General features: G+C 67.5%; 25 protein-coding genes. 13 read left to right on the top strand and 12 right to left on the bottom strand.

Features of this window, described 5'->3' with window-relative positions:
* Window positions 1-25: 25 nt before the first annotated feature.
* Window positions 26-409, bottom strand: coding sequence for an oxalurate catabolism protein HpxZ (gene hpxZ, locus CAL25_RS17790; protein WP_094802408.1), 384 nt, complete (start codon window positions 407-409; stop codon window positions 26-28).
* 228 nt (window positions 410-637) lie between these two features.
* Here hpxZ and CAL25_RS17785 point away from each other — a divergent pair, with 228 nt between their 5' ends.
* Window positions 638-1,204 carry an antibiotic biosynthesis monooxygenase gene (locus tag CAL25_RS17785; protein ID WP_094803249.1) on the top strand — a complete coding sequence of 189 codons (567 nt, stop codon included), beginning with the start codon at window positions 638-640 and terminating at the stop codon, window positions 1,202-1,204.
* A gap of 5 nt (window positions 1,205-1,209) precedes the next feature.
* On the opposite strand, the gene CAL25_RS17780 is transcribed toward CAL25_RS17785, so the two are convergent.
* From CAL25_RS17780 to CAL25_RS17755, 6 genes are read right to left on the bottom strand one after another with little or no spacing between them, the layout of a single operon-like run.
* Complete coding sequence (locus CAL25_RS17780; RefSeq protein WP_094802406.1) at window positions 1,210-1,935, bottom strand: GntR family transcriptional regulator; 726 nt, start codon at window positions 1,933-1,935, stop codon at window positions 1,210-1,212.
* 10 nt (window positions 1,936-1,945) lie between these two features.
* Complete coding sequence (locus CAL25_RS17775; RefSeq protein WP_094803247.1) at window positions 1,946-3,337, bottom strand: AtzE family amidohydrolase; 1,392 nt, start codon at window positions 3,335-3,337, stop codon at window positions 1,946-1,948.
* Window positions 3,337-3,519: a DUF4089 domain-containing protein gene (locus CAL25_RS17770; RefSeq protein ID WP_094802404.1), complete on the bottom strand. Its 183-nt coding sequence runs from the start codon at window positions 3,517-3,519 to the stop codon at window positions 3,337-3,339. The genes CAL25_RS17775 and CAL25_RS17770 overlap by 1 nt, the downstream gene beginning before the upstream one ends.
* A 19-nt stretch (window positions 3,520-3,538) precedes the next feature.
* A complete protein-coding gene (locus CAL25_RS17765) occupies window positions 3,539-4,357 on the bottom strand; it encodes an ABC transporter ATP-binding protein (RefSeq protein ID WP_094802402.1) in 819 nt (272 codons plus the stop codon).
* A 2-nt stretch (window positions 4,358-4,359) separates the two neighbouring features.
* Complete coding sequence (locus tag CAL25_RS17760) at window positions 4,360-5,169, bottom strand: ABC transporter permease (protein WP_094802400.1); 810 nt, start codon at window positions 5,167-5,169, stop codon at window positions 4,360-4,362.
* 5 nt (window positions 5,170-5,174) lie between these two features.
* On the bottom strand, window positions 5,175-6,179 hold the full coding sequence (locus tag CAL25_RS17755) for an ABC transporter substrate-binding protein (RefSeq protein ID WP_094802398.1): 1,005 nt from the start codon (window positions 6,177-6,179) through the stop codon (window positions 5,175-5,177).
* Between the two features lie 341 nt (window positions 6,180-6,520).
* On the opposite strand from CAL25_RS17755, the gene CAL25_RS17750 reads away from it, so the two are divergent.
* The 8 genes from CAL25_RS17750 (at window position 6,521) to CAL25_RS17715 (ending at window position 15,643) form a co-directional block, all read left to right on the top strand.
* Complete coding sequence (locus CAL25_RS17750; RefSeq protein WP_094802396.1) at window positions 6,521-7,831, top strand: imelysin family protein; 1,311 nt, start codon at window positions 6,521-6,523, stop codon at window positions 7,829-7,831.
* Window positions 7,832-7,995: 164 nt separating this feature from the next.
* Window positions 7,996-9,351 carry a di-heme oxidoredictase family protein gene (locus CAL25_RS17745; RefSeq protein WP_349290559.1) on the top strand — a complete coding sequence of 452 codons (1,356 nt, stop codon included), beginning with the start codon at window positions 7,996-7,998 and terminating at the stop codon, window positions 9,349-9,351.
* Between the two features lie 33 nt (window positions 9,352-9,384).
* Window positions 9,385-10,458, top strand: coding sequence for an imelysin family protein (locus tag CAL25_RS17740; protein ID WP_249279131.1), 1,074 nt, complete (start codon window positions 9,385-9,387; stop codon window positions 10,456-10,458).
* On the top strand, window positions 10,448-11,545 hold the full coding sequence (locus CAL25_RS17735; protein WP_094802392.1) for a DUF1513 domain-containing protein: 1,098 nt from the start codon (window positions 10,448-10,450) through the stop codon (window positions 11,543-11,545). Before CAL25_RS17740 ends, CAL25_RS17735 begins: the two co-directional genes overlap by 11 nt.
* Before the next feature lie 143 nt (window positions 11,546-11,688).
* Window positions 11,689-12,546, top strand: coding sequence for a mechanosensitive ion channel family protein (locus CAL25_RS17730; RefSeq protein ID WP_094802390.1), 858 nt, complete (start codon window positions 11,689-11,691; stop codon window positions 12,544-12,546).
* Between the two features lie 192 nt (window positions 12,547-12,738).
* Window positions 12,739-13,716 carry a Bug family tripartite tricarboxylate transporter substrate binding protein gene (locus CAL25_RS17725; RefSeq protein ID WP_094802388.1) on the top strand — a complete coding sequence of 326 codons (978 nt, stop codon included), beginning with the start codon at window positions 12,739-12,741 and terminating at the stop codon, window positions 13,714-13,716.
* An 18-nt stretch (window positions 13,717-13,734) separates the two neighbouring features.
* Window positions 13,735-14,763 carry a LysR substrate-binding domain-containing protein gene (locus tag CAL25_RS17720; RefSeq protein WP_094802386.1) on the top strand — a complete coding sequence of 343 codons (1,029 nt, stop codon included), beginning with the start codon at window positions 13,735-13,737 and terminating at the stop codon, window positions 14,761-14,763.
* A 73-nt stretch (window positions 14,764-14,836) separates the two neighbouring features.
* Window positions 14,837-15,643 carry an aspartate dehydrogenase gene (locus CAL25_RS17715; protein ID WP_094802384.1) on the top strand — a complete coding sequence of 269 codons (807 nt, stop codon included), beginning with the start codon at window positions 14,837-14,839 and terminating at the stop codon, window positions 15,641-15,643.
* Window positions 15,644-15,655: 12 nt separating this feature from the next.
* Here CAL25_RS17715 and CAL25_RS17710 read toward each other — a convergent pair whose 3' ends face one another.
* Window positions 15,656-16,417 (bottom strand): IclR family transcriptional regulator, encoded by a 762-nt coding sequence (locus CAL25_RS17710; protein ID WP_094802382.1) that lies wholly within the window; start codon window positions 16,415-16,417, stop codon window positions 15,656-15,658.
* A 161-nt stretch (window positions 16,418-16,578) separates the two neighbouring features.
* Here CAL25_RS17710 and CAL25_RS17705 point away from each other — a divergent pair, with 161 nt between their 5' ends.
* On the top strand, window positions 16,579-17,571 hold the full coding sequence (locus tag CAL25_RS17705; protein WP_094802380.1) for a Bug family tripartite tricarboxylate transporter substrate binding protein: 993 nt from the start codon (window positions 16,579-16,581) through the stop codon (window positions 17,569-17,571).
* Between the two features lie 75 nt (window positions 17,572-17,646).
* Here CAL25_RS17705 and CAL25_RS17700 read toward each other — a convergent pair whose 3' ends face one another.
* Window positions 17,647-18,432 carry an RNA methyltransferase gene (locus CAL25_RS17700; RefSeq protein ID WP_094802378.1) on the bottom strand — a complete coding sequence of 262 codons (786 nt, stop codon included), beginning with the start codon at window positions 18,430-18,432 and terminating at the stop codon, window positions 17,647-17,649.
* Window positions 18,433-18,576: 144 nt separating this feature from the next.
* Here CAL25_RS17700 and CAL25_RS17695 point away from each other — a divergent pair, with 144 nt between their 5' ends.
* The 3 genes from CAL25_RS17695 to CAL25_RS17685 all read left to right on the top strand — a co-directional run bounded on the left by CAL25_RS17695 (window position 18,577) and on the right by CAL25_RS17685 (window position 22,096).
* Window positions 18,577-19,356: an inositol monophosphatase family protein gene (locus CAL25_RS17695; RefSeq protein WP_094802376.1), complete on the top strand. Its 780-nt coding sequence runs from the start codon at window positions 18,577-18,579 to the stop codon at window positions 19,354-19,356.
* A gap of 269 nt (window positions 19,357-19,625) precedes the next feature.
* Window positions 19,626-21,212 carry a TerC family protein gene (locus CAL25_RS17690; protein ID WP_094802374.1) on the top strand — a complete coding sequence of 529 codons (1,587 nt, stop codon included), beginning with the start codon at window positions 19,626-19,628 and terminating at the stop codon, window positions 21,210-21,212.
* 17 nt (window positions 21,213-21,229) lie between these two features.
* On the top strand, window positions 21,230-22,096 hold the full coding sequence (locus CAL25_RS17685; RefSeq protein ID WP_094802372.1) for an undecaprenyl-diphosphate phosphatase: 867 nt from the start codon (window positions 21,230-21,232) through the stop codon (window positions 22,094-22,096).
* Window positions 22,097-22,195: 99 nt separating this feature from the next.
* Here the strand turns inward: CAL25_RS17685 and CAL25_RS17680 are convergent, their stop codons facing one another.
* Genes CAL25_RS17680 through CAL25_RS17670 form a run of 3 tightly spaced genes read right to left on the bottom strand, consistent with a single transcriptional unit; the run spans window position 22,196 to window position 24,214 of the window.
* The gene (locus tag CAL25_RS17680; RefSeq protein WP_094802370.1) at window positions 22,196-22,969 is read right to left on the bottom strand and encodes a UDP-2,3-diacylglucosamine diphosphatase; all 774 of its coding nucleotides are present in this window, start codon (window positions 22,967-22,969) and stop codon (window positions 22,196-22,198) included.
* Complete coding sequence (locus tag CAL25_RS17675) at window positions 22,962-23,606, bottom strand: peptidylprolyl isomerase (protein ID WP_094802368.1); 645 nt, start codon at window positions 23,604-23,606, stop codon at window positions 22,962-22,964. The genes CAL25_RS17680 and CAL25_RS17675 overlap by 8 nt, the downstream gene beginning before the upstream one ends.
* Window positions 23,603-24,214, bottom strand: a complete 612-nt coding sequence (locus CAL25_RS17670; RefSeq protein ID WP_249279171.1) for a tetratricopeptide repeat protein — start codon at window positions 24,212-24,214, stop codon at window positions 23,603-23,605. Before CAL25_RS17670 ends, CAL25_RS17675 begins: the two co-directional genes overlap by 4 nt.
* Window positions 24,215-24,522 lie beyond the last annotated feature (308 nt).

The following is a 24,522-nucleotide window of genomic DNA, read 5'->3' as shown; positions in this document are numbered from 1 at the left end:
CACTCAATGAAGCGCGCCCGCGCACTCACGCCATCAGACTCACATGGGCGGCGACGACGCGCCAGCCCTCGCTCGTGCGCATCCAGGTCTGGCTCTGGCGGCCTGTCCGGGTCGAGCCTTCGCGCGTGAATTCGATGTGCGTGGTGGCGAAGTCGTTGCCGTATGTCGTGACCACGCTGCGGCTGACCGTGCGGGCGAGCCCCTGCGCCGGGCGCTGGGCCCGGAACGCCTGGATCTCGTCGTAGCCATACAGATTCTCGGTCGCGCCGTAGCGCAGGGTGTGCGGGCTATTCCAGAACAATTCGTCGAGCACGGCCACATCGTTGGTCACGAGGGCCTGCTCGTAGCGGGCGAACTGCGCGCTGACTTCGGCGTGGATGTCGGGTTGGTTGATGGCGGGCGTTGGCATGACGGGCTCGATCGGTAGGCACCAGGATGGTGCGGGAGACTAGGGTAATCACCAAGATGGTGTTTGTTGCGGTGCAAAATAAATAAGCCAGGCTGCGGGCGTACGTGTCTGGCCAGGGAAATGCTGCGCTGCAAAGTTGGCATGCGGTTTGCTAGGGTAAGTACGGAGCCTGATTTGCCCCTCAGGCCCGCCCCGTTGCACAGGAGTCGCCCCATGTCCGCCGCCGTAATGTCCGTCCCCGCCCCCGTCACCATGCTCGTCACGCGCAGGATCGCCCCCGAGAACTATGGCGATTTTCTGGCGTGGATGCGACAGGGAGAAATCCTGGCGGCGGGTTTTCCGGGCTTTCTGGGCTCGGGGGTATTGCAGCCGCCCGAGGGAGGCGATCAATACCAGATCGTGCTGCGATTCACCGACGAAGACAGCCTGAATCGGTGGGAGAAGTCCCTGCCGCGCCGCATGTGGCTCGAGCGCGGCGCCAAACTGGTCCGCCACAGCCATGTGCATCGCGTCAGCGGCATGGACAGCTGGTTCGGTCCGCAAAAGAGCGCGCCGCCGCGCTGGAAGCAGGCGATCAGCATCTGGATCGCCTACTTCCCGATGCTGCTGCTGTTTTCCTTCCTGCTCAATGAACAACTGAGCGCCATGCCGCTGTTCTGGCGCGTGCTCGTCACCACGGCCAGCATGACGCCGATCCTTTCGTTCGTGTGCATCCCCGTCATCACCCGCCTGCTGCACTTCTGGCTGCATCCGGGCCAGGGCGGGTCGCGCCGCGTGCGCGCGCTGCGCGGTTGAATCCTTCATGAAACCGGCGTGGCGGCCACCCGCCGCGCCGAGTACAGCCGGTGCAGCGTGATCTTGCGCACCTCCGCCTGACTGGCCTCGATATGGGCGCGCAGCAGCGCGCAAGCCTGGGCGGCGTCGCGCGCATGGATGGCGCGCAGAATCATCCCGTGCTCGTCATAGGTCTTGGCGATGCGGTCGGTCTGGGTGAAGTCGAGCCGGCGCACGATGCGGATGCGTTCGGTCGCGGCGCGATGCACGCGGGCCATCTCGGGGTTGCCGGCGGCGGCCACGAGATCGATATGAAAGCTCTCGTCCAGACGCGCCACCTGTTCGCCGTCGTCAATGCGTTCCGCGACCGGCGCCAGCCAGATCGCCGTCAGCGCCGATAGCGGGTTGCGGCCATCGGCGGTGCGTGCCGGCTCGCGGGCGCAGAGGCGGCGCACCGCCGTCTGCTCCAGCACCAGCCGCAGATCATAGAAATGATCCAGCGTGTTGAAGTCGAGCGGTCGCACCAGCCAGCCGTTGCGATGCCGCACCTCGAGGTAGCCCTCGCGTTCGAGGCGAAACAAGGCCTCGCGCACCGGCGTGCGGCTGACCTGCAGGCGTTCCGCGACCTCGGTCTCGGTGAAGCGGTCTCCGGGTGCGAGCCGGTAATCCAGGATGTCCTGCTTGACGGCTTCGTAGACGGAGTCGGCGCGCGAACGCGGCGGCGAGTCGGGGGCGGGGGAGAGCCGGTCCATGGCGCAATCCTCAGTCCGTCGACACGGCGCGGGCATGCGCCAGACCGGCCTGCTCGAGCGCGTGCGCCGCGGCCAGACTATGGTGTTCGCGCCAGGGTGCGGCGATCAGCTGCACGCCCAGCGGCAGGTGCCGGTCGTCGTCCCGGCCCTGCCAGAGCGGTGCGACCGCCACCGGCAGACCGATACACGAGATGGGTTGCGTGAGCAGGCCCATGCTCGCGCGGGCCGGCAGCTCGCGGCCGTCGAGTGTCAGGATTTCGGTGCCGATGACGGGCGCGGGCACCGGCGTGGCCGGCGCGATCAGCACGTCGTAGTGTTCGTAGAGGGCAAGCGCCTGCGCCAGGAACCGACGGCGCACCCGCTGCGCCTGCACCACCCAGGTGGCCGGCACGAGGCTGCCCGCCACCAGCCGCGCGCGCGAATGCGGCTCGTAGTGGGCGTAATGCGTGGCCAGGCGCTGGCGATGCAGCGCGCCACCCTCGGCGGCCGTGATGATGAAGGCCGCGGCGCGGGCCTGGGCGGCGCCGGGCAATTCGACGACCGCGCTGGCGCGCAGCGCGTCGGCCGCCAGCGCGACGCTGCGGCGCGCCTGCTCGCCCGCGTGATCGTGGAAGTAGCCGCCCAGCACGGCCACCCGCAGCCCGGCCGCCGTGTCGGCCTGCTCGCGCACGGGCTCGGCGGCCCGTGGGGCGCAGGCGGGGTCTTGCGGGTCCGGGCCTTGCATCAGATCGTAGGCCAGCGCCAGGTCGGCCACGTTGGCGGCGAACGGCCCCAGGTGATCCAGGCTGTGCACGAACGGAAAGGTCCGGTTGCGCGGCAGGCGGCCGAACGTCGGCTTCAGGCCGAAGATGCCGCACAGCGAGGCCGGCACGCGGATCGAACCGTTGGTGTCCGAACCCAGCGTGATCGGCACCAGTCCCGCCGCCACCGCGGCCGCGCTGCCACCCGACGAGCCGCCCGCGATGCGGGACGGGTCGTGCGGATTGCGCGTGGCGCCGTAGTGCGTGTTTTCGGTGGTGAAGCCGTAGGCGTGCTCATCCATGTTGAGCGTGCCGACCAGCACCGCGCCCGCCGCGCGCAGGCGCGCCACCAGCGGGGCGTCCGCCGTGGCAGGCGGGGCATCGGCATTGACCTTGCCGCCGGCCAGCGTGGGCAGCCCCGCCACGTCGAACAGGTTTTTCACGGCGAACGGCACGCCCGCCAGCGGCGGCAGCGGCGTGCCGGCCGCGCGCGCCGCGTCGATCGCCTGGGCTTCGGCGCGGGCGCGGCTCTCGGTCAGCGTGACGAAGCTGTTGATGCCCGGATCCTTGTCGCGGATACGCGCCAGGGTGGCGTCGAGCACGGCCCGCGCGGTGGTTTCACCGCGCGCCACGCGGTGGGCGATCTCGTGCGCGCTGGCCATCATGGCAGATAGACCGGCGCGGGTTCGAGGTCGAGCGGCAGCGCCTCGCGGGTGACTTCCTGCGCGATCGCCTCGATGCGCGCGAACTGCCCGATCACGTCCTGCGTCTCGTCTTCGGAGAGACGAAAGCCCTGCAGCAGCAGCGCGCTGCGCACGTATTGGTCGATGGTGTCTTGCGTCATGGTCACCTCGCGGATGGCGTTACTTGCGGACTTCGCGCTGGAAGATCTCCAGGCTCTGCTTCTTCATGCGAATGAAACCGGGCTCGCTGAGCGTCTCGACGGTGCGGGGGCGCGCGTCGGCGTAGTCCAGGATCTGCGCGACCTGCGTGGGGCGCTTGGTGAGCAGCAGGATCTGGTCGGCCAGGTACACCGCTTCTTCGAGGTCGTGCGAGACCAGCAGCATCGTGGTGCCGGTCTGCATGAAGACCTCCTGCAGCTTCTCGCGGATGAACAGCGTCATCTCGAAATCCAGCGCCGAGAAGGGCTCGTCCAGAAACAGCACCTCGGGGCGGGGCGCCAGCGCGCGCATGATGGAGGCCGTCTGCTGTTGACCGCCCGAGAGCTCGTAGGGGTAGCGGTTGAGATCGAACTTCACGTCGAACGAGGCCACCAGCTCCTGCACGCGCGCGTCGACCTCGCCGCGGCTCTTGCCTTCGAGGCGCAGCGGATAGGCGATGTTGTCGATCGTACGCAGCCACGGGAACATGGCTTCGCGGTAGTTTTGGAACACGTAGCCGATCTTGGTCTGCGCGAGCGACTTGCCGTCGAACAGGATCTCGCCCGCATCGATCGGGATCAGGCCCGCGATCATGTTGATGAGCGTCGACTTGCCGCAGCCGTTCGGGCCGAACACGGAGACGATCTTGCCCTTCGGAATGTCGAGGTCGAAGTCTTCGTACAGCGGCCAGCCGGCAAAGTATTTGGTGAGGCCGCGGATGGTGATGTGGGTGCCCACGGGGCCCGGCACGAACGGCACGCTCGGCGCGGGTGCGATAAGAGGATTCACGACGGTATTCATGATCAGCGGCCGCTCCAGTGCACCACGCGTTTTTCGAGCACCAGGAACAGCACGTTGAGCACATAGCCCAGCGCGCCGGCCGCCAGAATCGCGGCGTACATATCGCGCACGTTCAGCACCTGTTGCGCATTGATGATGCGGTTGCCCAGGCCCGTCTCCGCGCCGATGAACATCTCCGCCACGATCACGATGACCAGGGCCATCGACACGCCGCTGCGCAGGCCGACGAACGTCGGCTGCATGCTTTCCCAGATCAGCACGTCCTTGAAGATCTGCCAGCGGCTCGCGCCCATCACGCGCGCCGCCATCACCCGCTGCTTGCGGGCGTTGATCACGCCATACGCGCTGTTGAACAGGATCACCAGCACGGCCGCGAACGCGGCGATGGCGACCTTGTTCATGTCGGTCACGCCGAAGATCATCAGGAACAGCGGGATCAGCGCGGAGGACGGAGTGGACCGGAAGAAGTCGATCAGAAACTCGACGCTGCGGTAGAGGCGCTCGTTGCTGCCGAGCAGCACGCCGAGCGGCACGCCGATCACGGCCGCGATGAAGAAGGCCTGCAGCGTGCGGATCACCGAGGCGATGAAGTCCGTGAGCAGCGGCCCGCCCGACATGCCCTTGGCCAGCGCGGCGAGCGTGGCGGCCGGGGTGGGCAGCAGGACCGGGCTCACGAGCGACAGGCGCACGACCAGGTCCCACACGAGGAACAGCGCGAGCGGGCCGATGAGCGGAAGCCAGCGTGAATAATCACGCTTGCCGGGCGCCTTGCCCGGCGCGGCGGCGGTTGCGGCGGTTGCGGCGGTGTTCATGATGCTCAGCCCTTGTACAGCATGTTGGCCACGTTCACGGGCTGGGCAAAGATGCCTTTCTCGGTGAAGAGGTCGAAGAACTTCTGGAAGTACTGCACGTCGCTGTCGGTGAATTCGTTGTAGAGCGTGTAGGCCGCCAGCGGGACCTCCTGCGTCATCGGGCCTTCGATGGCGGTGTAGCCCTTCATGAACTGGCGCGCCTCGTCGGGCGACTTGCGCACCAGCTCGATGCCGCGCGCGTAGGCCGCGATATAGCGCTTGGCCTCTTCGGGATGCTTCTTCAGGAAGGCGGTGGTGAGCGACGCGGAGCCGCCGAACCACGGCGCCATCGGATCGCCCAGCACGTACTTGGCGATGACGCCCGCCTCCAGGACGCGGGTGGTGCCGTTCAGGCGGCCCACCGTACCGGTGGGTTCGAGCGTGTAGCACGCATCGAGCTGGCCGGCCGCGACCGCGGCCACGTGCTGGCTGATCGCCAGCTCGACCACGGTCGCGCCCGTTGCGCCGGCGCGCTCCAGGACTGCTTTGGCCAGCGTGGAATTCTGGATGCCGGGACCAGAACCGACCTTTTTCCCCTTGAGGTCTGCGATGGATTTGATGGGGCTGTCCTTGGCGACGATGAACTCGTCCAGGACGAACTTGGCGTTGCTCGGATTGGAGGCAAAGATCTTGAACAGGCCGGGCGAGGCGATCTCGCCGATGGCGAGGTTGGCCGAACCCGTGCCGTTCGCGCTGCCGTCGGAGCGGCCGGCCAGCATCGCCTCCATGACCTGCTGCGCGCCGGCGAATTTCTGCGGCTCGACGTTCAACCCCGCTTCCTTGAAGTAGCCCTTCTCGACGGCCGCGTAGAAGGGCAGGCCGGCCGCCACCGGCCAGAAGCCGATGCGGATCGTCGGACCGCTCTGCGCCAGGGCCAGGCCGGGCACGCCCAGGGCCGTGGTGGCGGCGGCGCCGAAGGCGGATTGGATCAGGCGGCGGCGCGTGACGTTGATGGCGGAACGTTGGGTCATGGAACGGGACTCCAGGTGGGGATCGGGCTTGAGGACAAGCTTGTATACATGTCCCTCAAGCAATACCCATGCCAACTTTTGCCCCCCTGATTTCCCCCGGGTGAGCTGCGAAATCGGGCACTGCGACGGGTCACGCTGCACCGCGCTGGTGCCATCCGCCCCCTGTTCTGGTGCCGGTTTCGGACTCGTCTTAATTCCGCGGAATTGACGCCAACCTGAGCTAAAACTGACTTGACGCTGAAACCCAAACGAAAATTGTTTACACTTGCGATCGCAAATAGAGAGCGAACGAGAGGGAAGGGCGACAGCGGAGTCCTCCCTCGCTGATACGGGAGTATTTGATGCGTAAGTTGTTGCAGGGCGCCGTTCTGTCGGCGATGTTGGCGGGTGGAATTTTCGGTGGCGTCGCGCAGGCGGCCGTCGAGCCGAAGGCGGTGGTCAAGACCTACGCGGACATCGCGCACGCGGGCTACAAAGACGCGCTGACGACGGCCGAACAACTGCAAAAGGCCATCGACGCCCTGATCGCCAAGCCCAGCGCCGAGACGCTCAAGGCCGCTCGCCAGGCATGGCTGGCCGCCCGCGTGCCGTATCAGCAGACCGAAGCCTTCCGTTTCGGCAACCCGATCGTCGATGACTGGGAAGGCCGCGTGAATGCCTGGCCGCTCGACGAAGGCCTGATCGATTATGTGGATGCCTCCTATGGCACCGAGAGCGACGCCAACGCGTTCTACTCGGTCAACGTGATCGCCAATTCGAAGATCTCGGTCGGTGGCAAGACCATCGACGCAAGCAAGATCACCCCCGAGCTGCTTTCCGAAGTGCTGCACGAGGCCGACGGCAACGAGGCCAACGTGGCCACCGGCTACCACGCCATCGAATTCCTGCTGTGGGGCCAGGATCTGAACGGCTCCGGTCCGGCGCCCAAGGATCGCACCGGCACGCCGCAGGAACGCCATGCCGGCGACCGCCCGCACACCGATTTCGATCCCAAGAACTGCACCGGCGGCAACTGCGAACGCCGCATCGAGTTCCTGCGCGCCGTGACCACGCTGCTGGTCGACGACCTGAAGGAAATGGTCGGCAACTGGGAAGGCAACGGCGCCGCCCGTAAGTCGGTCGAAGAAGATCCCAAGGCCGGCCTCACCGCCATGCTGACCGGTCTGGGCAGCCTGTCGTACGGCGAACTCGCCGGCGAGCGCATGAAGCTCGGCCTGATGCTGCACGATCCCGAAGAAGAGCACGATTGCTTCTCCGACAACACGCACAACTCGCACTATTACAACCAGATCGGCATCCGCAACGTCTACCTCGGCGCCTACACCGGTCCGGACGGCAAGACGACCAAGGGTGCGAGCATCTCGGATCTGGTCAAGGCCAAGGACGCCAAGCTCGACGCCGAAGTGCGCGCCAAGCTCGACGCCACCGTCGCCGCCATGCAGGCCATGCGTGATCGTGCCGAGAAGGTCGAGACCTACGACCAGATGATCGCCGAAGGCAACAAAGAAGGTAACGCCGTGGTGCAGGCCGCCATCGATCGCCTGATCGACCAGACCCGCAGCCTCGAGCGCGTGATCGCCGTTCTCGACCTGGGCGACATCCAGATCGAAGGTTCGGACAGTCTCGACCAACCGGATGCCGTCTTCAAGTGATCAAAGCCTTACCGCTCGCTGCAGTATTGGCGGCGCTGCTGGCTCAGCCAGCCGGCGCCGCCGGGCCGGCCCCGGGACGCACCGACCTGAGTCCCGAGGACCGCGAGCGCGTCACCAGCATTACCGCGCCGGCCGCCGATTTTTCGGCGGCCGAGCCGTTCGAGATGATGCAGGCCGGCGCGACGACCATCAAGAAACTGCTCAACGCCGACATCTTTTCGCACCCCTCCGCCAACCTGTCGTTCGAGGGGCGCCAGCGCTTCCTGGTGGGCAATGGCCTGTTCCGCAAGGACTGGGTCTCGTCGCCCTCGTCGACGCAGGCCTCCGACGGCCTGGGGCCGCTGTTCAATGCGCGCTCGTGCCAGGCCTGTCACGTGAAGGACGGGCGTGGCACCGTTCCGGGCTTCGATCCGCTCGAACAGTTCGACGCCGTGGCCTTGCTGCTGCGCCTGTCCGTGCCGCCGGTCACCGAAGCCGACCGCCAGAAGCTCACGCAGGAAGAGATCGCGTTCCTGCCCGAGCCGACCTACGGCGTGCAACTGCAGAACTTCTCCGTCGCCGGTCTGCCGACCGAGGGGCGCATGGAGATCAGCTATGAGCCGGTGCTGGTGAAGCTCAACGGGGGCGAGACCGCCACCCTGATGAAGCCCACCTATCGCATCACCGACCTGGGCTATGGCCCGATGCGCGACGATGTGCAGATCTCGCCGCGCCTGGCGCAGCCGATGATCGGCCTGGGCCTGCTCGAGTCGATCCACGAGTCGGACATCCTGGCCAATGCGGCCGCCGATCATGGCGACGGCATCAGCGGCAAGCCCAATTGGGTCTATGACATCCGCGCCGGCAAGAAGGTGCTGGGCCGCTTCAACTGGAAGGCCAGCCAGCCGACCGTCGAGCAGCAGAGCGCCGCCGCCTTCCACAACGACATGGGTCTGTCGTCGCCGCTGTTCCCGGACCACTACGGCGACTGCCGCAAGCCGGGCCAGGCCTCCTGTTACGACATGCCGCACGGGGCGCAGCCGCACCTGGGCGAGCATGAAGTGCCGGCGCGCCTGATGGACTTCGTGACGGCGTACTCGACCAACCTCGCGGTGCCGCAACGCCGGGATCCCGACGACGCGCGCGTGCTGGCCGGCAAGAAGCTGTTCTATCAGGCGAATTGCATCGGCTGCCATACGCCCAAGTACGTGACGAGCCGCAATGCCACGCAGCCCGAGCATCAATTTCAGCTGATCTGGCCGTACACCGACATGTTGTTGCACGACATGGGCGATGGCCTGGCCGACGGCGTGCAGGAACACGACGCCACGGGTCGCGAATGGCGCACGCCGCCGCTGTGGGGCATCGGGCTCACGGCCACCGTCAACCCGAACGCCACCTACCTGCACGACGGCCGCGCCCGCACGCTGCTGGAAGCCGTTCTGTGGCATGGTGGCGAGGCGCAGGCCGCGCGCGATCGCGTGGTGGCCATGACGCCTGAAGAGCGGGCCGACCTGATCCGCTTCCTTGAATCACTCTGAGGCAGACCGCGGCCTGCCCGCGGCATGACATCGATGGCAGCATTCCGATCCTTCTGCGTGGCCGCCACGCTTTCCGTCGCCGCCGGCGCCGCGCAGGCCGCCGTGCCGGCGCAGCTCGGCTCGAACCTGGCCAATGGCCAGATCCGGCCGGCGTTCAATCATCTTGCGCAGCAGGCGATCAAGATGCGTGGCGCGCTCGACGCCTACTGCGCCGCGCCGGGCAAGGCGCGCGCGGAACAGGTCGATACCGGTTGGAAGGAGCTGGTCGAGGCCTGGGGCTTCGTCGAGTTCCTGCGCTTCGGTCCGCTGGTGGAAGCCAACCGCTTCGAGCGCATGGCCTTCTGGCCCGACACGCGCGGGGTGATGCCGCGCCAGGTGCAGGCGCTGCTCAAAGAAGCCAATCCCGCGCTGCTCGCCGAGGGCGCGCTGGCCTCGCGCAGCGTCGCGGTGCAGGGGCTGCCGGCCCTCGAGTACGTGTTGTACGGCGAGCCCGAGCTGCTCAAACAGACCGACGCCAAGGCGGCCGGCTATGCCTGCGGCTACGCGAAGGCGGTGGCGGGCAATGTCTCGACCCTGTCCGCCGAGCTCAAGCAGGCCTGGAGCGATGAGGGCGAATTCGGCCGGCAGTTCACGCGTCCGGCGCCGGCCAATGATCTGTATCGCAGCCAACAGGAAGTGGCCGCCGAAGCCATGAAGGCCATCTCGACCGGCCTGCAGTTCGCGCGCGACATCAAGCTGATGCCGGTGCTGGGCGATTCGGCGCAGGCCGCGCGGCCCAAGCGCGCCATCTTCTGGCGCAGCGGCCAGAGCTTCAACTCGCTCGTGTCCAATCTGCGTGGCATCCGTGCCTTCTACCAACAAGGCCAGTTCGCCTTCGGCGCGGGCTCGCAGGGTCTCGACGCGTCGCTGCGCAGCGAACTCGATACCGCGATCCGGCTCACGGCCGAGCAACCCGCCGACACCGAGGCGGCGGTCACGCAGGAGGCGACGCGCGCCGACCTCATGCTGGCCGTGATGGTGCTGAAAAACCTGAAGGACGTGGTGGATCAGAACATCGCGCCGGCGCTGGGCGTGACCATCGGCTTCAACGCACTCGATGGCGATTGACCGGCGCGGCTTCATGGCGCTCGGCGCCACGGCGCTGCTGGCGCCGGGGCGCGTGCTCGCGAGTCCGGAGGCCGGCCCGCTGTATGTGACCGCGCGCCAGCGCGAACGCCGCAACGAAGTCGTGATCATCGACGAGCGCGGCCGTGAGCAACAGGCGCACGCCATGCCCGACCGCGGACATAGCTTCGCGATCGATGCGGCCGGCGGACGGGTGACCGTGTTCGGTCGCCAGCCGGGCTTCTTCGCCATGGCGCTGGACGTGCGCGGCGGCGCGCCGCTCGCGATCGAGGCGGCGCCCGACCGGCACTTCTTCGGCCATGGGGTGTACCTGCCCGGCGGCAAGCTGATGCTGGCCACCGAAAACGATTACGAGGCCGGCCGCGGCGTGCTGGGTATCTACGATGTCTCGCGCGGCGGCGGCTACAAGCGCATCGGCGAGTTCGACTGCGCCGGCATCGGTCCGCACGAAGTCGTGTTGATGCCCGATGGCCGCACACTGTGCGTGGCCAATGGGGGCATTCTCACGCATCCCGATTACGGCAAGCTCGAGCTCAACCTCGACACCATGAAGCCCTCGCTCGCCTATGTCGATGCGCACAGCGGCGAGGTCCTCGAACAGGTCACGCTCGATGCGCGCTGGCATCGCCTCTCGATCCGTCATCTGGCGCTCGACGGGCGCGGCCGCGTGTGGTTCGGTTGCCAGCACATGGGCCCGGCCGGCGAGCGGCCCGCGCTGGTCGGACGGCATGCGCGCGGCCGGGCGCCCGAGTTGTTCGAGGGGCCGGCCGACGTATTGCGCGACATGCGCAACTATGTGGGATCGGTCTCGGCCGATCCGGGCGGCGGCATCATCGCCACGTCCAGCCCGGTGGGCGGGCAGGTGCTCTATTGGGATGCCGACAGCGGCCGCCAGCTCGGGCTGACCCGCCTGGCCGATGGCTGCGGCGTGGCGCCGCACCGCGCGGGCGGCTTCCTGCTCTCGAGCGGCCTGGGCGCGATGGTCCATGCCCGCCAGCCGGGCGCCGAGCCCGAGCCGCTGATGGCCCCGGGCGGTCAGGCCTGGGACAACCACTTCCGCAGGATCTGAGCGGGGCGCCGGCGGCGCCGCGTTTACAAACTTTGACGCATCCCGTGAGAGCGGCGCTGTGGCGCGCCTCGGGCTTCTGCTAGAGTAAACGCGTGCCGCGCGCGACAAGCCCGCCGGCTTTTTCTTTTTCCGCAGGAGATCCCATGCAAGAAGCCTACAACGGCCTCGCCGAATTGGCCCCCCGGTTCTTCGATCTGGGCCTGAATCTGATCGTTGCCCTGCTCATCCTGACGCTAGGCTGGTGGGCCTCGGCGCTGCTCGGCCGCTGGGTGCGCCGCGCGGCGACGCGCTCCACCCGCATCGATCCCACCATCGTGCCGATGTTCCAGGCGTCCGTCGTCTGGGTCGTGCGCATCTTCACGATCATCGCCGTGCTGGCGCGCTTCGGCGTGCAGACGGCCAGCCTGATCGCCGTGCTCGGTGCCGCCGGTCTGGCCATCGGTCTGGCGCTGCAAGGCACGCTGCAGAACATCTCGGCCGGCATCATGCTGCTGATCCTGCGCCCCATCCGCACCGGCGAATACGTCGCCCTGTCGTCGGGCACCGACGGCACGGTGGCCGAGGTCGGCCTGTTCCTCACGCGGCTGGTCAACGGCGAGGGGATCCACATCACGCTGCCCAACAGCACGGTCTGGAACGCCACCATCACCAACTACAGCCGCAACGTCACGCGCCGCCTCGACATCCCCGTCGTGGTGCATTACGGCGATGACGTGGGCGAGGCCATCCAGCGTCTCGAAGCCATGGTCAAGGCGCATCCCCTGGTCAACCAGGACCCGGCGCCCGTCGTCAAGGCCATGGAATATCGCGACAACGGCACGGTCGTGAACGTCCGCGCCTGGGCGCAGGCCGCCAACTACTGGGACCTGCGCTGGGACCTGTTCCACCAGATCCGCAAGCAGATGGGCGAGGCCGGCTTCCGCCCGCCGATCCCGGTGCGCGAGATCCAGGCCAAAGAAGGCGGCCCCGCCGCCCCCGCGGCGCAGCACGCCGCCGACTGAGCCTGACGGCGCCGCCCCGCCGGGATCCGCCTCCGGCTGGGCCTGCGCCGTCATGGTGCATGAGCCGTTTCGATGCATGAGTCTGGCTCATTCGTGCGCCACAATTAATCGTTTGCGGCCCCCCGGGCGCGCTCCTAGACTCGCCGGACATCCTGCCTTTCGAGGCCGTCCTGCCGTCCCTGGAGCCGCGCCATGCGCCTGTACCGCCGCCTCACGCTCAGTCTCGCCACCCTCTGTTGTGCCGTCGCGCCGTTGGCGGCCACCGCACAGGACGCCTATCCCGCGCGCCAGGTGCGCGCCGTCGTGCCGTTCCCCGCGGGCGGCATCAACGACACCATCGGCCGCCTGCTGTTCAAGACCCTGGCCGACAAGCTCGGCGTGGCCGTGGTGGTCGAGAACAAGCCCGGCGCGGGCGGCACCATCGGCACCCAATCGGCCGTGACCAGCCCGGCGGACGGCTATACCGTGCTGCTGGGCGCGGCGAGCACCATCGCGGTCGCGCCCAATCTCTACAAGAACGTGGGCTACGACGTCGCGCGCGACCTGATCGCCGTCGGCGGGATCGCCTCGGTGCCCAGCGTGCTCATCGTCGCGAGCCAGTCGCCCTACAAGCAGTGGTCCGACCTCGCCGCGGCCGCGCGGGCCAAGCCCGGCGCGCTCACCTATGGGTCCGCCGGCGCCGGCACGAGCCACCATGTGCAGGCCGAACTGCTCAACATCCGCGCGGACACCCGCTTCATGCATGTGCCGTACCGGGGCGGGGCGCCGGCGATGACCGACCTGATCGGCGGCCAGATCGATCTGATGGTCGATCCCTTGCCCACCACGCTGGCCGGCGTGCAGGGCCAGCGGGTGCGGCCCTTGGCCATCACCACCGAGGCGCGCTCGCCTTTGTTGCCCGACGTGCCGACGCTCAAGGAATTGGGGGTCGACTACAATGCCAGCACCTGGTTCGGCCTGTTCGTGCCCGCCGGCACACCGGCGCCCGTCGTGGCCCGGCTGTCCGACGCGCTGCAGGCGGCACTGGCGGATCCGGCGCTCGCCGCCGACTTCCGCTCCCGTGGCATCGACACGCTGCCGCTGGCCCGCCAGGCGTTCGACACCTATGTGCAGTCCGAGAACACCACCTGGGCCGGCGTCATCAAACAGGCCGGCATCGAGGTGCAATAACCCCGGGAGTTCCGCCCCATGGCTGCCTCGCGCAACCTGCCGCCGTTGTTGTCGGTCCGCTCGTTCGAGGCAGCCGCGCGTCACCGCTCCTTCACCCTCGCCGCCGAAGAGCTGGCGGTGACCCAGGGCGCGGTGAGCCTGCAGGTGCGTAAGCTCGAATCGTTTCTGGGCCGCAAGCTGTTCGTGCGGCTGGCGCGCAAGGTCGAACTCACGCCCGCGGGCATGCAGTACTACGAAGCCTGCCGCCGTCTTCTGGCCGAGCTCGAGCATGCCACCGGCCGCCTCATGAGCCGTGACCGCGGCGAGGTCCTGATCGTCAACACCCTGCCCACCATCGGTCAGCTCTGGCTGATGCCGCGGCTGGCCGCGTTCAGCGCCGCGCATCGTCATATCGAGGTGCGGGTGGTGTCCGATATCCGCCCGCTCGACATGCAGGCCGACGGCGTCGACGTGGCCATCCGCGTGGGTCCGCTGGCCGGGCGGCGCTACGCGCGCCACCTGCCGGGCATCGATCTCACGCTGGTGCAGCGCTGGGACGGCATCTGCGCCGATCCGCTGTTCGACGACGTGCTGGTGCCGGTGATGTCGCGCCGGCTGCTGGCCCAGGGCGGGCCCATCGACACGCTCGACGAACTGCTGACCTTTCCGCTGATCCATACCGCCAGCCGGCCGCACGCCTGGCGCGACTGGCTGCGGGCCCTGGGCGCGAGCCCGCCCACGCAGCAGAGCGGTCTGGACTACGGCCATTTCTACATCGCCTTGCGTGCCGCGCAGGAACACAAGGGGATCGCACTGATTCCCGATGTGCTGCTCGACGGCTATCCGGGCGCCAGCGAGCTGGTGGTGCCGTGGCGGCCCGCCGCGCGGCTGTGCAGCGCGGGCGAGTATTACGTGCTCACGCACGCGGCGGCGAGCGAACGCGAAGCCGTGACCATCTTCAGGGAATGGGTGCTGCGCGAAGCCGCGCTCACCCGCGCGGCCGCCATGAGCCCCGCTCATGCGCAGCCGCAAAAGGAATCGTTTGTCGCGGCCCAGGCCATGTCCTAGCATCCCAGGCATCGACGCGGGCCCGCCGTTGCGGTGCGCCCGCTCCTTCATCAGCTACAGGAAGAGACGCAGTATGAACACCTATCGAGTCGGCATCGCCGGGTTTGGCGCCATCGGGCAGGCCGTGGCACGCGCACTGGACGCCGGCATTCCCGGCCTGTCGCTGGCCGCCGTCGGCGTGCGTGACCCGGCCAAACCCTCCACCGCCGTGACCTGGCGCGGCGCCGCACCGCGCTACACCACGCTGGCCGAGCTCGCCGCGCATTGCGACGTGGTGGTCGAGTGCGCGCCCGCCGCGGTGTTCCGCGAGCTGGCCGAGCCCGTGATCGCGGCCGGCGGCAAGCTCGTCGTGCTCAGCTCGGGCGCGCTGCTTGCCAACGAAGACCTGATCGACGCGGCGCGCGAGCGCGGCGCGCAGATCATCGTGCCCTCGGGCGCGATCCTGGGCCTGGACGCCCTGACCGCGGCCGCCGAGGCCGAGATCCGGTCGGTCACGATGATTACGCGCAAGCCGCCGCGTGGCCTGAAGGGCGCGCCGTACCTCGAAACCCATGCGATCGATGTGGACGCGATCACCGAGCCCACCCTGATCTTCCGCGGCTCGCCGCGCGAGGCCGCCGTGGGCTTTCCGGCCAATCTCAACGTGGCCGTGAGCATTTCGCTGGCCGGCATCGGGCCGGATCGCACCACGCTCGAGATCTGGGCCGATCCGGGCGTCTCGCGCAACATCCATCGTGTCGAGGTCGACGCCGATTCGGCCAGCTTCTCGATGGAAATCCAGAACGTGCCTTCGGAAAACCCCAAGACCGGCCGCATCACCGCGCTCAGCGTGATCGCGGCCCTGCGCAAGCTCGGCAGCCCGCTGCGCGTGGGCACCTGAGGGGAGTGCCGGCTAGGTCTTGACGCTCAGGCGGCCCAGCTCGGCCTTGATCCAGCCCGCGATCTCGCGCTGGCGCTGGGCCGGCATGCGGTCGATGATGGCCGTGACGCTCACCGCCAGCAGCGGCGCGCCCTGCGCGTCCAGCAGCGCGCAACCCACGCCCAGCGCGCCGCGCACGGCGTGGTTGCCCACCACCGAATAGCCGCGCGAGCGCGTGTTTTCGATCAGGCGATGCATCTCGTTGGGCGTCATGCCGCCGTACTCGTCGAGCAGGCCCGAGTTGCGCGCCACGATGCCGTGCGCCACCGGGTCGGGCAGGGCGGCAAGCAGCGCCATGCCGCCCGAGCCCACGCCCAGCGGCTGACGCTTGCCGGCGTAGGTGGCCAGAATCTGCACCGGATAACTGCCGATCTCGCGATGCAGGCTGACGGATTCGTCGCCTTCGCGCACGACCAGGAACACCGCGTCGCCGGTGCGCTCGGCCAATCGGCGCAGCACGGGCAGCATCTGCCGCACGCGCGGATCGGGCGAGGTGGCGTCCACATCCGGCGCGAGCTGGGCGCGATATTTTTTCGTGCCCTGGATCGTGCTCACCAGTCCGGCGTCGAGCAGCGCCGCCAGCAGGCGGTAGATCGTGGGGCGCTGGATGCCCGTCTGGCGCGCAATGTCGGTGACGCTCAGACCGGCGGTGCCCTGATCTCGCAGCGCCGCCAGCACGGTCAGGCCGCGGCGCAGGGTGCGCGGCCCGGCGGCCGCTGTCTCGCTTTCTTGCATGGATATCTCTATCTACTGTCGGCAACCACACCGAAACATCGGGAAAACCATTGTCCGTAGCGTGGACTGTACCTTGATGGTCCCCCAGTGTATAACGCATCATTCATTGCGAATAATTTTTATATGTCCATTAGATGGACAGCTTTTTGGAGAGAGACACCATGACTCAGGCTCGTAAGCCTCGTCTGGCGCGTGTGGTATCCGGCGTCGCTGCCGGTGTGATCAGCGCCTTCGCCCTCAGCGCCACCGCCCAGGCTGCGTATCCCGACAAGCCCGTGCGCGTCGTCGTCGGCTTCTCCGCCGGCGGCACGACCGACGTGATCGCGCGCATCATGGCCAAGGAGCTCACTCAGGAGCTCGGTCAATCCTTCGTGATCGAAAACAAGCCGGGCGGCGGTAGCAACATCGCGACCGACTACGTGGCCCGCGCCACGCCCGATGGCTACACCGTGTTGTTCGTCGCCGTCACCAGCGCGATCAACCAGACGCTCTACAAGAACGTCAACTTCGACCTCACCAAAGACTTCACGCCGGTGGCGCTGGGCGCCAAGGTGCCCAACGTGCTGGTGATCAACCCGCAGGTGCCGGTCAAGTCGGTGCAGGAGCTGGTCGATTACGCCAAGAAGAATCCGGGCAAGCTCGCCTTCGCGTCGTCGGGCAGCGGTACCTCGATCCACATGGCGGGCGAGCTGTTCAAGCAGCGCGCCGGCATCGATGTGCTGCACGTGCCGTACAAGGGCAGCGCCCCGGCCATCACCGATCTGATCGGTGGCCAGGTGCAGTTCATGTTCGACAACATGCCGTCGTCGTGGCCCCACGTGCAAAGCGGCAAGCTGCGCGCGCTGGCCGTCACCACCACCGACCGTTCGAAGAGCGCGCCCGACCTGCCCACCATGCAGGAATCCGGCTTCGAGAAATTCGACGTGTCGTCGTGGTTCGGCATGATCGCTCCGGTCGGCACGCCGCCCGAAGTGATCGAGAAGCTCAACGCCGCCATGAACAAGGCGCTCGACAAGCCCGAAGTGCTCAAGGCCTATGAGTCGCTGGGCGCGGTGGGTCAGAAGACCACGCCGGCCGAGTTCGGCGCGTTCATCAAGTCGGAAGTCGACGGCTGGGCTCCGGTCGTGAAGACCTCCGGTGCCAAGGTCGACTGATCGTCCTTCGCATCAAGCAAAACGCCCCGGGGAGCTCAGCGCACCCCGGGGCGTTTTGTTTGGCCGTGCGCGCCTTCAGCGCGGGCCGGCGCGCTTCGCGATGCCGATCATCGCGGTGCAGACACCGCGCAGCATATCGACCTCGTCGCGCGTGAGCGCGCTCTTGCCGAACAGGTGGCGCATGCGCGGCACCAGCTTCTTGGGATGGGACGGGTCCAGGAACTCCACCGCGACCAGCGCCTGCTCCCAGTGGGCGAGCAGGGCCTGCACCGCGGCGCCGCTGGCCGGCTCCGCGCCCGGGTCGGGCTGGTGGGCGGGCGAGGGCGGCAGCAACGGTGCGCCGGCCGCCGCCAGCAGCGCGTAACGGACCTCCCAGGCGGCCAACTGTAGCGCCTGCGCCACGTTCAGCGAGCTGTACTCCGGATTGGCCGGGATATGACAAATACGGTGACAGAGCCCGATCTGGGCGTTGGTCAGGCCGGCCCGCTCGGTGCCCAGCACGATGGCGACCACGCCGCCGGCCGTCTCGTCCAGGTGGGCCCGCGCCAGGGTCGCGGCCTCGCGGATGTCGCACGGCGGGGGGCCCAGATCGCGCACGCGCGCCGTGAGCGCGAAGGCCAGCGTGACCGGCGCCAGGGCTTCTTCGAGGGTGTCGTAGATACGCGCCTGTTCGAGCACGTCGCTGGCGCCGCTGGCCAGCGCGATGGCCTCGGGATGGGCCGTCATGTCGGGCAATTTGGGCTCGACCAGCACCAATTCCGCAAAGCCCATGGTCTTGATCGCCCGGGCCGCCGAACCCACGTTGCCGGGGTGGCTGGGCTGGACCATGACGAACCTTACGCGTGAAAATCCTTGAGTCATTTAAAATAGCCCGTTTGGCTTACGTGCATTCCTGGTTTCGGGTTGATTTTGCCGAGCCGCCACGCCCTGCGCAGCCTGCTTTGTCGCCAAGCCGACAGGGGGGACATGCGGGGCACAGCCACCACCGCATTCGTACGGAATTCTATGCATCCGATGCTCAACACCGCCATCAAGGCGGCTCGCCGTGCCGGCACCATCATCAACCGTGCCAGCATGGACCTCGACAAGCTTAGCGTGGCCCGCAAGGGGCCGCGCGATTATGTCACGGAAGTCGACCGTGCTTCCGAAGAGGCCATCGTCGAAGTGCTCCGCACGGCATACCCCGATCACGCGGTCCTGGGCGAAGAATTCGGCCTGCAGGGCCCGGATCAGGCCGAGTTCCAGTGGATCATCGATCCGCTGGACGGCACCACCAACTTCATCCACGGCTTCCCCAACTACGCCATCTCGATCGCGCTCACGCAGCGTGGCCAGGTGACGCAGGCCGTGGTGTACGACACCGCCCGCAACGAGCTCTTCACCGCGAGCCGTGGCAGCGGCACCTTCCTGAACGACCGCCGCGTGCGCGTCTCGGGCCGCATCCGCTACCACGACGCGCTGCTGGGCGCCCACTGGCCCACGGCATCGGATCCCACGTCGGATCGCTTCCGTGACATGACCGACGGCTGCGCCGGCGTGCGCCGCATGGGTTCCACCGTGCTCGACCTGGCCTACGTGGCGAGCGGTCGCCTCGACGGCTTCTGCGGCGTCAAGCTCAAGCCCTGGGATCTCGCCGCCGGCAGCCTGCTGGTGCTCGAGGCGGGTGGCCTGGTCTCCGACTTCGACGGCGAACAGGGCTGGCTCGATTCGGGCAATGTGCTCGCGGGCACGCCCAAGGTCTTCACCCAGATGCTGACCTCGATCACGCCGCGTCCGGCCGCCTGATCGCACGTTCCCGGCATGCCTGAGCCGGCCCTCGCGGCCGGCTTTGTCATTGGCGCGCGGGGTACGCCGCTTGCTCCTGGCCACGGCTTGCGTCGGGCCACGTTCATGCCCGTGTCAGCTTGGCACGGGTATGGTGCGGCCTCATTTTTCGGCCGGCCGGCACCCCGCGGCACGGTGCGCGCCGCGCCCGTGAATCGCAAAGGTTTGTCACCGGCGTGTCACTGGGATTCCATGTACGATTACCGGTCTTGTAACTTCAGGAGCGCCTGATGGAGTGGCTGCTGGACCCCGCTGCGTGGGTCGGCCTGCTAACGCTTGTCGTCCTCGAGATCGTGCTCGGGATCGACAATCTGATCTTCATCGCCATCCTGGCCGACAAGCTGCCGCCCTCGCAGCGCGACCGCGCGCGCATCGTCGGCCTGTCGCTCGCCCTGGTCATGCGCCTGGGCCTGCTCTCCGTCATGTCGTGGCTCGTCACCCTGACCGAGCCGCTCTTCTCCGTGGGCCCGTTCGCGTTTTCGGGCCGCGATCTCATCCTGGGTATCGGCGGTTTCTTCCTGCTTTTCAAGGGCACGATCGAGCTGCACGAGCGCATCGACGGCGGCCATGCCGAGAGCCAGGGCGCGTCGCGCGCCTACCCGAGCTTCTGGGTCACCGTCACCCAGATCGTCGTGCTCGACGCCGTGTTTTCGCTCGACTCGGTCATCACGGCCGTGGGCATGGTGGACCACCTCGCCATCATGATGATCGCCGTCGTGATCGCGATCGGGATCATGCTGGCGGCCTCCAAGCCGCTCACGCGCTTCGTCAACGCCCACCCGACCGTGGTGGTGCTGTGTCTGTGTTTCCTGCTGATGATCGGCTTCTCGCTGGTGGCCGAGGCCTTCGGCTTTGCCGTGCCCAAGGGCTACCTGTACGCCGCCATCGGTTTCTCGGTGATGATCGAGGCCCTCAATCAGGTGGCGCGGCGCAATCTGCTCAAGCTCGATGCGCGCCGTCCCATGCGGGATCGCACCGCCGTGGCGGTGTTGCGCATGCTGGGCAAGCGCCCGCAGAGCGAAGAGCCCGTCGAGCCCAGCGCCACGACGCCGTCGGTGCCGGGTGCCTTCGGGGTCGAAGAGCGCAATATGGTGAGCGGCGTGCTGACGCTGGCCGAGCGTTCGATCCGGTCCATCATGACGCCGCGCACCGATCTGTCGTGGGTCAACATCGACGATGATCCCGAGCTCATCAAGCAGCAGCTCATGGGCGCGCCGCACAGTTTCTTTCCGGTATGCCGCGGCACGCTCGACGAAGTGGTCGGCATCGGCCGCGCCAAGGATCTGGTCGCCGACCTCATCACCGAGGGGCACATCCGGCGCAACCGCCTGCGCGACCCCATCATCGTGCATGAGTCGATCGGCATCCTGCGCCTGATGGACACGCTCAAGCGCTCGCGCGGCCAGCTGGTGCTGGTGGCCGACGAGTTCGGCGCCATCGAAGGCCTGGTCACGCCGATCGATGTGTTCGAGGCCATCGCGGGCGAATTCCCCGACGAAGACGAATTGCCGGATATCCTTCCGGTGGGTGACGACACCTGGCAGATCGATGGCGCCGCCGACCTGCGCCACGTCGAGCAGGTGCTCGACACCGAAGGCCTGATCGACGAATCGCAGGATTACTCCACGCTGGCAGGCTATCTGCTGAGCCGGTTCGGGCATCTGCCCAAGCCCGGCGACGCCTGCGTGTTCGATACGCCGTATTACCGCTTCCGCTTCGAAGTGCTGCAGATGGATGGCCGCCGGATCGCCTCGGTCCGGGTCGAACGCCATTATCTCGGCCCGACCGAAGACCCCGACACGACCGACCAAGACTGACACCACAACCCGGATCCATGACCGACAGCACCCTCTATCTCATCAAGGCATTCTTCCTCGGCATCATCGAAGGTCTCACGGAGTTCATTCCGGTATCGTCGACCGGCCACCTGATCCTCGTGGGCGACCTGATCAACTTCGAGTCGGGTGCCGGCAAGGTGTTCGAGGTGGTGATCCAGCTGGGCGCGATTCTCGCCGTGATGTGGATTTTCCGGGCGCGGCTGTGGCAACTGATCCATGGCACGCTCACCGGCGTGCGGCAGGAGGTCCTGTTCACGCGCAATCTGCTGCTGGCCTTCCTGCCGGCGGCGGTGATCGGCGCCATCTTCATCAAGACGATCAAGTCCGTGTTCTATCACCCCGGCGTCGTGGCGGTCACGCTCGTCCTGGGCGGCCTGATCATGCTCTACGTCGAGCGGCGCACGCGTCACACGCCGGGCGACGCGCCGGGCGCGTCCGATGACACCGCATCCGACCGGCGCGCCACCGCGCATTCGCTCGAAGAAATCACCTGGAAGCAGGCGCTCGGCGTCGGCGCGGCGCAGTGCCTGGCCATGATTCCGGGCACGTCGCGCTCGGGCGCCACCATCATCGGCGGCATGATCGCCGGCATCCAGCGCAAGACCGCGACCGAGTTCTCGTTCTTTCTCGCGATGCCCACCATGCTCGGCGCCGCGGTCTACGACCTGTATCGCAACTACGACCTGCTGACATCGCAGGAGCTCTCCGGCATCGCCATGGGCTTCGTCGCGTCGTTCCTGAGCGCGCTGTTCATCGTGCGGGCGGTGCTGCGTTTCGTGGCCAACCACACCTATCGCGGTTTCGCCTGGTACCGCATCGCGCTGGGCCTGGTCGTGGCCGTCTGGCTCTGGACCAAGGTCTGATCCGCGCGTCTCGCCCCTGACGGCAGCCGCGGACGCGCCCGCTCCGAATGAACAAGGCCACCCTCGCGGGTGGCCTTGTCGTTGGTACTGCGGGAGGTGTCAGTCCTCGTCGCCGAGGTCGTAGAACACCAGACCGTCCTGGTCGATTACCAGCCAGCCGCCGCGGGGCGGGTTGGCGTGGTCGCAATCCCAGTCGGGCAGCACCCAGCGTTCGCGCTTCTTGCCATCGACCTCGAGCACGTGGCGCGCGGGCCGGTGCGTGTGGCCGTGCACCATCACCGACACGCCGCTGGTGCGGAATGCCGTTTCGATGGCCTGGGCATTGACGTCCATGATCTCCATGGACTTCGTCTGGTTTGCAGCCTGGCTTTCGCCACGGGCCTGCTGTGCCAGCGCCAGGCGCTCGGGAATGGTCTTGCCGAGAAACTCCGCCTGCCAGCGCGGATCGCGCACCATCGCGCGGAACTGCTGGTAGGGCACGTCGTCGGTACAGAACTCATCGCCGTGCGTGAGCAGGATGTCGCCGAAGTCGGTCTGCAAGAGCGCCGGCTCGGGCAGCAGCTTGGCGCCGACGCGGTCGGCGAGGGCCTGACCCATCAGGAAGTCGCGATTGCCGCGGCCCAGCCAGACCGGAATGCGGGCGGCGGTGCGCGCCAGGGCCTGCAGGACCTCGGCCAGCCAGGGCGGCGCGGCCGCGGCCACGTCGTCGCCGATCCATGCGTCGAACAGGTCGCCCGGAAGCAGCAGCGCGGCCGCTTCGTCGGCCGCCGCGTCGAGAAACGCGCGGAAGGCCTCGGAAGTGGCCGGCGTGGCCGGCCCCAGATGCAGGTCGGAGGCCAGCCAGACCGGCCCCGGGAGAACGAGCTTATTCAATGATCTCGGCCTTTTCGATGATCACGTCTTCCTTCGGCACGTTTTGGTGGAAACCGTTGTTGCCGGTCTTCACACCCTTGATCTTGTCGACCACGTCGGTGCCTTCGGTGACCTTGCCGAACACGGCGTAGCCCCAGCCGTTGGGCGTGGGCGCGGTGTGGTTCAGGAAGTCGTTGTCACCGACGTTGATGAAGAACTGGGCGGTAGCCGAGTGCGGGTCGCTCGTACGGGCCATGGCGACCGTGTACTTGTCGTTCTTCAGGCCGTTGTTGGCTTCGTTTTCGATGGGGCTCTTGGTGGGCTTCTGCTTCATGCCAGCCTCGAAACCGCCGCCCTGGATCATGAAGCCGTCGATCACGCGATGGAACACGGTGCCGTTGTAGAAGCCGTCCTTGACGTAGCCCAGGAAGTTTTCGACGGTCTTGGGCGCTTTCTCGGCATCGAGCGTGATCACCAGGTCGCCTTGGTTGGTATGCAGCTTGACGCGGGGAGTGGAGCTCATGGATGTAGTGCCTTTGGAGTTGGTGGTGGGGGTGCTGGCGGATTGTGCCAGCGCGCCTGCCGGCAGCGCGGCCGCCAGCAGGAAAGAGCACGCCGTCAGGCGCAGCAGTCGGAAAGGGGAATAGCGGGCGTTCATTTGCTCTGCTTGTCCTTGAGAAGGGTCTCGAGTTCCTTGGCACGCTGGGCCATGCCAGGCACGCCGCGGGCGGCCTCCTGGCGGTACGTGCGCAGGGCGATCATGAGCTGCAGATCGGCCAGGTTGGCACGGGCAGCGCCATAATTCGGGTCGGCGCGCAGCGACATGTTGAGCGCGTCCTGGGCGCGGTCGAAATCGCCCCGGTCGGCGCGGATGGCCGCCAGATTGTTCCATGGTTCCGGCAGCTCGGGAAAGCGCGTGGTCATCTCGGTGTAGATGGCGATGGCCTCGTCGTCGCGGCCCAGCGCATGCAGCGCGCGCGCATGCTGGAACATCAGCTGCACGTCGGTGCCGCCACGGCGGTCGTGCGTGCTGGCGATGCGCTGTTCGATCATCTTGAGCGCGGCCTCGTTCTGCCCGCGGGCGAGCAGGTTTTCGATGTGATCGGTGATCTGCGAGGGCGAGGGATCGAGGCGCGTGTCGACGCCGGGCTTGGCCGCTTCGAGGAGCCGGGCCAGGCCGTCCCAGCCGCCTTCGGGCGGGATCGGGTCGAGCTTGGTGCGGGAGTTGACGTTATTGTTGCCGTCGCCGCCGATGCCGCCGCCCATGGATTGGGCCAGGCTGGCGGTCGCGGGCAGCAGCGCCAGGGCACTGGCAAGCACGGTGATGCAAAGACGCGTGGAGATCACGAAGGCATCCGTAAAAAGGGTGGGCGCAAGACCGACTGCACGCGCCGGCGGGCCGCTTGTTATACTTGACGACCGCCATTTTAGCCCCGGATGCGTCGGAAGGTTGCCAAAGCGGTTGCCAGGTCGGTTGCCAAAGCGGTTGCCGGGGTGGTTGCCAAAGCGGTAGCCGGGGTGGTTGCCAAAGCGGGTTGCCGGGGCGGTTGCCTAAGCTATTGCCCAAGCGAGGC

This window comes from Bordetella genomosp. 5, from assembly GCF_002261315.1.
Lineage (GTDB): Bacteria > Pseudomonadota > Gammaproteobacteria > Burkholderiales > Burkholderiaceae_B > Bordetella.
The sequence above is the reverse complement of the archived record's forward strand: the minus strand, read 5'-3'. Positions and strand labels throughout refer to the sequence as shown.

Excerpts from the sequence above, each read along its gene's own strand:
- hpxZ (WP_094802408.1), bottom strand. The coding sequence starts at position 409 with ATGCCAACGCCCGCCATCAACCAACCCGACATCCACGCCGAAGTCAGC.
- CAL25_RS17785 (WP_094803249.1), top strand. The coding sequence starts at position 638 with ATGTCCGTCCCCGCCCCCGTCACCATGCTCGTCACGCGCAGGATCGCC.
- CAL25_RS17780 (WP_094802406.1), bottom strand. The coding sequence starts at position 1,935 with ATGGACCGGCTCTCCCCCGCCCCCGACTCGCCGCCGCGTTCGCGCGCC.
- CAL25_RS17775 (WP_094803247.1), bottom strand. The coding sequence starts at position 3,337 with ATGGCCAGCGCGCACGAGATCGCCCACCGCGTGGCGCGCGGTGAAACC.
- CAL25_RS17770 (WP_094802404.1), bottom strand. The coding sequence starts at position 3,519 with ATGACGCAAGACACCATCGACCAATACGTGCGCAGCGCGCTGCTGCTG.
- CAL25_RS17765 (WP_094802402.1), bottom strand. The coding sequence starts at position 4,357 with ATGAATACCGTCGTGAATCCTCTTATCGCACCCGCGCCGAGCGTGCCG.
- CAL25_RS17760 (WP_094802400.1), bottom strand. The coding sequence starts at position 5,169 with ATGAACACCGCCGCAACCGCCGCAACCGCCGCCGCGCCGGGCAAGGCG.
- CAL25_RS17755 (WP_094802398.1), bottom strand. The coding sequence starts at position 6,179 with ATGACCCAACGTTCCGCCATCAACGTCACGCGCCGCCGCCTGATCCAA.
- CAL25_RS17750 (WP_094802396.1), top strand. The coding sequence starts at position 6,521 with ATGCGTAAGTTGTTGCAGGGCGCCGTTCTGTCGGCGATGTTGGCGGGT.
- CAL25_RS17745 (WP_349290559.1), top strand. The coding sequence starts at position 7,996 with ATGATGCAGGCCGGCGCGACGACCATCAAGAAACTGCTCAACGCCGAC.
- CAL25_RS17740 (WP_249279131.1), top strand. The coding sequence starts at position 9,385 with ATGGCAGCATTCCGATCCTTCTGCGTGGCCGCCACGCTTTCCGTCGCC.
- CAL25_RS17735 (WP_094802392.1), top strand. The coding sequence starts at position 10,448 with ATGGCGATTGACCGGCGCGGCTTCATGGCGCTCGGCGCCACGGCGCTG.
- CAL25_RS17730 (WP_094802390.1), top strand. The coding sequence starts at position 11,689 with ATGCAAGAAGCCTACAACGGCCTCGCCGAATTGGCCCCCCGGTTCTTC.
- CAL25_RS17725 (WP_094802388.1), top strand. The coding sequence starts at position 12,739 with ATGCGCCTGTACCGCCGCCTCACGCTCAGTCTCGCCACCCTCTGTTGT.
- CAL25_RS17720 (WP_094802386.1), top strand. The coding sequence starts at position 13,735 with ATGGCTGCCTCGCGCAACCTGCCGCCGTTGTTGTCGGTCCGCTCGTTC.
- CAL25_RS17715 (WP_094802384.1), top strand. The coding sequence starts at position 14,837 with ATGAACACCTATCGAGTCGGCATCGCCGGGTTTGGCGCCATCGGGCAG.
- CAL25_RS17710 (WP_094802382.1), bottom strand. The coding sequence starts at position 16,417 with ATGCAAGAAAGCGAGACAGCGGCCGCCGGGCCGCGCACCCTGCGCCGC.
- CAL25_RS17705 (WP_094802380.1), top strand. The coding sequence starts at position 16,579 with ATGACTCAGGCTCGTAAGCCTCGTCTGGCGCGTGTGGTATCCGGCGTC.
- CAL25_RS17700 (WP_094802378.1), bottom strand. The coding sequence starts at position 18,432 with ATGACTCAAGGATTTTCACGCGTAAGGTTCGTCATGGTCCAGCCCAGC.
- CAL25_RS17695 (WP_094802376.1), top strand. The coding sequence starts at position 18,577 with ATGCATCCGATGCTCAACACCGCCATCAAGGCGGCTCGCCGTGCCGGC.
- CAL25_RS17690 (WP_094802374.1), top strand. The coding sequence starts at position 19,626 with ATGGAGTGGCTGCTGGACCCCGCTGCGTGGGTCGGCCTGCTAACGCTT.
- CAL25_RS17685 (WP_094802372.1), top strand. The coding sequence starts at position 21,230 with ATGACCGACAGCACCCTCTATCTCATCAAGGCATTCTTCCTCGGCATC.
- CAL25_RS17675 (WP_094802368.1), bottom strand. The coding sequence starts at position 23,606 with ATGAACGCCCGCTATTCCCCTTTCCGACTGCTGCGCCTGACGGCGTGC.
- CAL25_RS17670 (WP_249279171.1), bottom strand. The coding sequence starts at position 24,214 with ATGGGCGGCGGCATCGGCGGCGACGGCAACAATAACGTCAACTCCCGC.